At 63.4% G+C, this 7,352-nt stretch carries 6 protein-coding genes; 1 reads left to right on the top strand and 5 read right to left on the bottom strand.

From position 1 onward, the window contains the following. Positions 1-184 precede the first annotated feature (184 nt). Positions 185-1,384, bottom strand: a complete 1,200-nt coding sequence (gene mtnK, locus AC6CWS_RS13165; protein WP_023288798.1) for an S-methyl-5-thioribose kinase — start codon at positions 1,382-1,384, stop codon at positions 185-187. Positions 1,385-1,485: 101 nt separating this feature from the next. On the opposite strand from mtnK, the gene mtnA reads away from it, so the two are divergent. After that, positions 1,486-2,514, top strand: a complete 1,029-nt coding sequence (gene mtnA, locus AC6CWS_RS13160) for an S-methyl-5-thioribose-1-phosphate isomerase (protein ID WP_065882557.1) — start codon at positions 1,486-1,488, stop codon at positions 2,512-2,514. A gap of 59 nt (positions 2,515-2,573) precedes the next feature. Here mtnA and AC6CWS_RS13155 read toward each other — a convergent pair whose 3' ends face one another. The 4 genes from AC6CWS_RS13155 to AC6CWS_RS13140 form a co-directional block, all read right to left on the bottom strand. Beyond that, positions 2,574-3,842: a histidine phosphatase family protein gene (locus AC6CWS_RS13155; protein WP_065882556.1), complete on the bottom strand. Its 1,269-nt coding sequence runs from the start codon at positions 3,840-3,842 to the stop codon at positions 2,574-2,576. A gap of 26 nt (positions 3,843-3,868) precedes the next feature. Beyond that, a complete protein-coding gene (locus AC6CWS_RS13150; protein WP_140599617.1) occupies positions 3,869-5,227 on the bottom strand; it encodes an MFS transporter in 1,359 nt (452 codons plus the stop codon). Positions 5,228-5,337: 110 nt separating this feature from the next. Continuing rightward, a complete protein-coding gene (locus tag AC6CWS_RS13145) occupies positions 5,338-6,147 on the bottom strand; it encodes an inositol monophosphatase family protein (RefSeq protein WP_023288802.1) in 810 nt (269 codons plus the stop codon). A 121-nt stretch (positions 6,148-6,268) separates the two neighbouring features. After that, positions 6,269-7,225 (bottom strand): LacI family DNA-binding transcriptional regulator, encoded by a 957-nt coding sequence (locus AC6CWS_RS13140; RefSeq protein ID WP_074442616.1) that lies wholly within the window; start codon positions 7,223-7,225, stop codon positions 6,269-6,271. Positions 7,226-7,352: the final 127 nt, after the last annotated feature.

Here is a 7,352-nt window from a genome sequence, read left to right as displayed (position 1 = left end):
TGTCTGCCGGGTGGCGGCTTTCGCCTTACCCGGCCTACAAAAGACTGCAATATCAAACCGTCATGCGGTTATCTGTAGGCCCGCGCAAGCGCAGCGCCGCCGGGCAATCCCAGAAGATTGCACTTTTTAGGCTTTGCTCCCTCTCCCTGGGGGAGAGGGCTGGGGTGAGGGCAACAGGCCGCGCTCAGCTGTACTGGCGCACCCGCGCCAGCAGCTCGTCGACGCTGTCGATACGCTCGGCCAATACGATCAGCGCTTTGCCCAGGGTAATGGCGTGGCGCAGGCACTCATGCCGCATAGCGTCATCCTGGATAGTGTCGATATCCGCGACGTGCGACAGCCCGACGCTGCGGCGGATCAGTTCGCTGCCGCAGAAGCCGACCGCGTCCGCCCAGACCTTTTTCAGAAAGGCGGAGGCGTAGCCGGGGTAAGCCAGCGCCGCGTCGCGGGTTTTCTCCGCCGCCAGCGCCTGGAAGCGCTCGGCAAAGGTGGTCCACAGCTGGTGGATGTCGTTCAGCCGCTGCTCGCGCGCGGCGGCGGCGTCGCGAATGCCGAGCTGGCCCGGCAGGCCGCAGTAGTTCAGCAGCAGGTTGCCGATGGCGGTGCCGATATCGAAGCCGATGGGGCCGAAGTAGCCGAACTCGGCGTCGATGGCCTTCAGGCTGCCTTCGGCAACGAAAATCGACCCGCTGTGGATATCGCCGTGCAGCAGCGCTTCCGCATGGGCAAAGAAACGGTGCTTCAGCGCCGCCACCGCCAGCTTAAGCTGGGCGTCGTCGCGCAGGGCGGCGACATCGGCCTCCAGTTCCGCCGGGTAGTTATTGCGCGCGTGGATCTGATACGGGTCGTTAAAGAACAGATCCTCGGTGATCTCGCACATCGCCGGGTTAATAAACTGCGCCACCTGCGCCTTTTTCTCGTGGGGATGGAGATAGAAATCGCTGGTGTGAAACAGCACCTGCGCCAGATAGTCGCCAAGCTGGCGGGCCGCCTGAGGGTAGTAGACGTTAGCGATAAGCTCCCCGCGCCAGATGCGGTGGTCAGAAAGATCTTCCATCACCATCACCGCCAGTTCGGGATCAAAGTGATGGATTTTTACCGTGTGCTGCGGGCTGTGCTGATAGTGGGCGACCAGGGTCTGCGCTTCCAGACGGGCGCGGTCAAGGGTCAGCGGCCAGGATTCGCCGACGCAGCGCACGTAGGGCAGGGCCTGTTTGACGATCGCCCGGCTGACGCCCTGGCGATCGAACACTTTAAACACCAGATTGAGGTTGCCATCGCCCACTTCCTGCGCGCTGACCAGCTCAGATGGGTTGTCGATGCCGGCGAACTGCTGCGCGTAAGCCACGGCGTCGTGGGCGGTGAAGGTATGGTATTGCGACATTGCCTCGATCCTCGAATTCTGATTAAGCCGTTCAGACGTCTATACTTCTGGATTTCATCCTGACACAATGTGATACAACAACGCAACAGGGATTTAACGACATGCAGACATTACAGACCACCAGCCTGCGGGTGAGTGAAAATCAGCTTTTTATTCTCGACCAGCAGGCCTTGCCGCAGGAAAAACGCTGGCTGGCGGCGGATAACGTTGCGCTGCTGGTGGACCATATTCACGCCCTGCGGGTGCGCGGCGCGCCGTTGATTGGCCTGTCCGCCAGCCTGCTGCTGGCCCTGCTGGCCCAGCGCGGCCTGAGCCGGGATGAACTCCAGCAGGCGCTGGAGACGCTGCGCGCGGCGCGGCCGACGGCGGTCAACCTGATGAATAATCTGGATCGCATGAAGCAGGCGCTGCCCCGGGAGGATTACCCGCAGGCGCTGGAAGCGGAAGCCCTGCGTCTGGTCGAAGAAGATAAACAGCTGTGCGACCGCATCGCTGAGGCGGGCAGTGCGCTGGTGAAGCCCGGTAGCCGTCTGCTGACCCACTGCAACACCGGTGGCCTGGCGACCGCCGGGGTGGGGACCGCCCTGGGCGTTATCGCGCTGGCGCACCGGCAGGGAAAGGTGGCCAGCGTGTGGGTCGATGAAACCCGGCCGCTGCTGCAGGGCGGACGTTTAACCGCGTGGGAGCTGGGCGAGCTGGGCGTGCCCTATCAGCTGATCACCGATTCAATGGCCGCCAGCCTGATGGCGCAGGGGCAGGTGGATGCGGTGTGGGTCGGCGCCGACCGTATCGCCGCCAACGGCGATGTGGCGAATAAAATCGGCACCTATTCGCTGGCGGTTTTGGCCCATTACCACCAGATCCCGTTCTACGTCGCTGCGCCGCAGACGACCCTCGACCGCCATTGCCCGAACGGGGCGGCCATCCCCATTGAGCAGCGCGCCGCGGCGGAAGTGACCGGGGTGGCGGGCAGCTTTGGCGCGGTACAGTGGGCGCCGACCGGGGCCGCCGTTTACAATCCGGCGTTCGACGTCACGCCTGCCGGGCTGATTAGCGGCTGGGTGCTGGACAGCGGGGTGGTCACCCCGGCGCAAGTTGCCGCCGGGGCGTTTGCGCCGGACCACGGATAGCGGACCCTGTGCCGGGCCTGGAAAAAACGGTTTCCCGGGCCCGGGCAATCGCCTGGCCGCTACGGCAGGACCATCGCTACCGCCGGGGCGGAGGGCCGGTCGATACGCTGACCCAGCGCGGTGATAGCCGCCTGGAAGGGACACAGCGTACCGACGTCGGTCTGACGGCAGCCCGGCTGACGCCACTCCTGACGCAGCATCGGGTGCTGCGCGTCCGGCGTCTGCAGACGACGCAGGTCGTCGAGGCCTTGCGCCTGGAAATAGACCCGCAGATAGCGTTCCCCGCTCTTCGCGTCGCGCCAGCGCTCCAGCACCAGGCTACTGCCCGGCGGGATATTTCCCCGGCTGTAGCCAGGCAGCTGCCAGCTAAAGTTCATCAGCGTGCGCACCATGGCGATATTGGTGTCATGGGCCACCAGCAGCAGCCAGCGTACGTTCGGATTCGCCTCTGGTTTGACGCCGTCGAGCATGGCGTTGAGCAGCACCGACCCGCGTTTTTGCGCGGTATACAGCACGTCGTTGCTCAGATCGTAGTTTTCCGTTAACAGCGGCAGCAGGGCGGTGATCTGACTGGCCTGGACGATCTTGCCCCACGCCAGCTGGCTGAGAGGCAGGTTTTCACTCCAGCCGAGACGCAGCGTCTCCACCATATTGGCCATCACGCTCAGTCCGCTAATGGTGGTTTTCCCGCTTTTGCTCTGCTCGACCTGCCACGGGGTGTCGAAGACCGGGCAGGGCTTATCGGCCTGACAAACCGCCTGTTTCAAAAGCTGGATGGCCGGCGCCAGCGCCTGCCGACGCTGCGCCAGATCCCCGGCCTTCTCTTTTACCGCCGCCAGCTGGCGGGCGGGGTCGGTTTGCGTGGCGGCGAATTTGTCGGTCTGAAACAGCGGATCGGCGTCCCCGCTGACGTAATGGATAGCGACGCCGCAGCCGGGGAAGGCGCCATCCACCAGCGCCTGGGCGGTCGCCCGCGTCCGCTGCAGCGGGCTGGCGCGCACGTAAATCGACTCCGCCGTCGGGCATCCCGCCTGCAGCAGGCCAAGCTGGCGATAGTGCTGGCCTTCCTCACGCCCTTTATTGACCACGGCGGCATAGCCATGACCGGTGAGCTCGCCGTCATGGGTGGTCCACTCGGTCCATGGTCGTCCGGTGGCGGCCTCGATGGCTTCCCGGTTGCCGGCCGTCGGCGGACGAATCCCGTGGCGGCTAAGCTCCACCACTTTCTCCAGCTGCCAGTCCGCGGCGGCGGCAGATTGCAGCGCCAGCAGCGGCAGCGCGCAGGCGATAAACAGGCGTAACAGCCCCTGATGTCTTGCAGGCATCATATCTTCTTCCTTAATTCGTTAATCGGTTATGAGGAGAACGAGGTCTGCCGTTCGACGGCATGGCGCCGGGCGACGATGGCGGCAGTGGTAAAACAGAGTAGCGCGGAACCCAGACCGGTACCCACCCAGAACAGCGCCAACGTGCTGAAATCATACAGCGTTTTGCCGTTCTCAAGGATAGCCGTTTTATCAATAATGATCCCGGTGAGAAACTCGCCCAGGCCGGCGCCGGCGTAGCTGGCGATGCCGATGGTGCCGAGCGCGGCCCCCGCCGCTTTGCGCGAGGAGATATCGACGGCGATCAGCCCGCCGAGGAAGCAGGTCAGAGCGCCAATGGTTGCCCCGAAGATAATCATCGCCAGAATATCAGTGTAATAATTGTGCGGCGACCAGAGCATCAGGGCGAAGCCGGCGGTGTTCAGCAGGCTGATAAACCCGGCCATCACGCTGCGGTTGCGCGGGAAAAAGCGGTCGGAGAGCATGCCGGCGATGATGGTCCCGGCGATGCCGGCGATGGCGTTGACGCCGATAATCCCGGAGGCCTCCAGCGTGGAATAGGCTTTATCCTGCTCCAGAAAGAAGATCCCCCAGGAGTTGACGGCGTAGCGGTCGATGTGCATAAAGGCGGAGGCGAGGGCGAGGGTCCACAGCGCCGGGTTGCGCAGCGCCAGCAGCTGGTTTTTAAACACCGAGCCGCGGGCTTCGGCCTCCTCCTGCGGTTCATCGCGGATGACGTTGATGGACGGGAAGCCGCTGCTCTGCGGCGAATCGTGCATGAACAGCACCAGCAGCACCACGCCGGCGGCGCCGAGCGCGGCGGTGGACAGGTAGCCCATCTGCCAGCCAAACCCGGCGATCACCGCGGCGATCACCATATAGGTGACGGCCTCGCCGATATTATGCGCCGTCGACCAGATGCCATAGAAGGTGCCGCGCTCCTTAACGCCGTACCAGCGCGCCAGCGAGACCGCGCAGGGGCCGACGCCCATCGACTGCGCCCAGCCGTTGATCCCCCAGAAGATGGCCAGCAGCAGGGCGTTGGTGGTCATGCCCATCATCAGGTTCATCCCGGCGCTGAGCAATAAACCGAGGCTCATATAGCGCACCACGTTGGCGTGATCGGCGATAAAGCCGTTGACCAGTTTGCCGATGGCGTAGCTGAAGAACAGGGTGGAGCCGATCATGCCGAGCTCCGTCGGGGTGATCCCCAACTCCACCAGCGCGCTTTTGGCGACGGTGAACGATAACCGGCAGACGTAAAAGGTGACGTAGGCCAGGGTCATGGCGATAAAGGTTTGCCAGCGCACCCGGCGAAAACGGTGTTCATCAAACGCGGCGCCCGCTTTCGGCGGCGACGCCCGGAAAAAAGCGATAATTCCAGACATAGGTGGTTCTCCGCAGGTCGGAGGCCTGACTGATTGATGTGGTTCGTCCGTGAATGAAGTTATCGTTACTGTGTAGAGTACATAATCAGAAATAGCCTGACCCGTAAGGGTTAATGTAATGGTTGTAGGATCATCTTTTTCAGCTGCGGGTAGAGCGTCTGGCTGGCCAGCAGCAGCGGGTTGCCGCGCTGGATCCCCTCCTGCGCCAGAAAATCGTTGCTGGCGCCGCCCGCTTCGCGCATCAGCACCAGCCCCGGCAGGGCGTCCCACGGGTTCATGTGCGGCTCGTAGTAGCCAATCAACCGGCCTGCCGCCGCCCAGGCGCTCATCAGCGCGCCGGAGCCGTTGCGGATAAACATGCCGCCGTCGCTGAGCAGCGCCTGCAGAAACGGCAGAAAGTCCGCCGGGGTGACGCGATGCGAGGTGCCGACGCCCATCACCCCCTCCCTGACCGTCGTCGCGGGGTGCGGACGGATCGGGGCGTCGTTGAGCCAGGCGCCATGGCCCCGCAGGGCGTGAAACAGCTCGCGATGGTTAGGGTCATAGACCACGCCGATGACCGGTTCGCCGTCGGCGACGATCGCCAGCGATAGGCACCAGGTGTGCAGGCCGTTGAGGAAACAGCTGGTGCCATCGATGGGGTCGACCACCCACAGCACCCGCGCGTCGGACAGGCGGGCGCCGCTCTCTTCGCCGAGAAAGCCATCCTCCGGAAACGCGCTCTGAATGCGCTGTTTCACAAAGGCCTCCACCCGCTTATCGGCCACGCTGACCACATCCTGCAGATCGTCGCCTTTATGGTCGACGGTCAGCGCTTCGCGTTGTTGATAGTATTCAAACGCCAGCTCAGCCCCCGCTTTCGCCAGCTCGCAGGCCAGGCGGTAGCGGGCCTGTAGCGCTTCTGATTCCTGAGATTGCATAGTGACTCCCTATTTTGCACACGTGTGCATTTTGCGTGAAAAAAACAGCCCCGAAGGGCCGAATGAGTGTGGCCGGGTTTCACAGAAGATTCTGTGATCGATCCAGCATAAAATGATTTTTTCATTTCGCACTTTGACGAATAATTAGTTTCACCGGCACTTCGCGATGGCGCGAGGGCAGGCTGAAGCGGGCGATCCGCGTCATCAACAGATCCACCGCGTGGTGGGCCAGCAGGGCGGTATTCTGTTGAACGGTGGTGAGCTGATAGGGGCGCCAGTCCGCCTGCGGGATATCGTCAAAGCCGACGATGGCCGGTAGCGGGGCGGCGGCGGGGGCGTCCCGCAGGCCGTCCAGGGCGCCCAGCGCCAGCATATCGGTGGCGCAGAACAGGGCCTGCACCCCGGGGTTTTCAGCAACTAATTCTCGGGCGGCCTGGTGGCCGGCCTGATAACCGCCGCCGTCGCAGAAGCGGCTGGCCACCGTCATGCCCGACGTCTGAGCGATGAAAGCGTCATAACGCTGGCGGGTGCTGAAGTTCTCGCGATTTTCGCCAATAAAGCCAACCTGCCGCCAGCCTCGACGACTGAACAAGCCCGCCACCAGCTTCGCCCCCTGGGCGTTATCGCTGCACACCCGGTCGCAGCCGGCGAGGTCCGCATGACGGTTGATCAGGGTGACGGGGATCTTGCGCGCCAGGTACTCTTCCGCCAGCGACAGCGGCGGCGCGCCGGAGGTGATGATCACACCGGCGACGTGGTAGCTCAGCAGCTGTTTAAGCGAAGGGGCGAGCTGCTGCGGATCGTCAGCGTTCATCAGCAGCGGCATAAAGCCGTTGAGCGCCAGCTGATGGACCAGCGGCGCCAGCAGTTTGCTGCGAAACGGGTTGTCGAAACCGGCGGTGACGATGCCGATAAAATTACTGCTGCCGGTGATCATCGTCCGGGCGATGATATTCACCTGATAGCCCAGAGCTTCCGCGGCGCTCAGCACCTTCTGCCGGGTCTTCTCCGACACCGAGGCGCCGGGGGTGAAGGTACGGGAGACCGCCGAGCGCGAGACGCCGGCCAGTCTGGCCACATCCTCGGCCTTAATCCATTTTTTATCGCTCATCGTCGTTTCGCGCCGTCTGTTTTCCAGGAAGCCGACGCCCGGGCGGGCGTCGGTCACGCACACTGCCTGAAAAGGTATCACAGAAAGGCGCCGA

The organism is Klebsiella sp. M041 (assembly GCF_059759695.1).
Note: the sequence above shows the minus strand (reverse complement) of the source record. Positions and strands in the feature narration are given on the sequence as shown.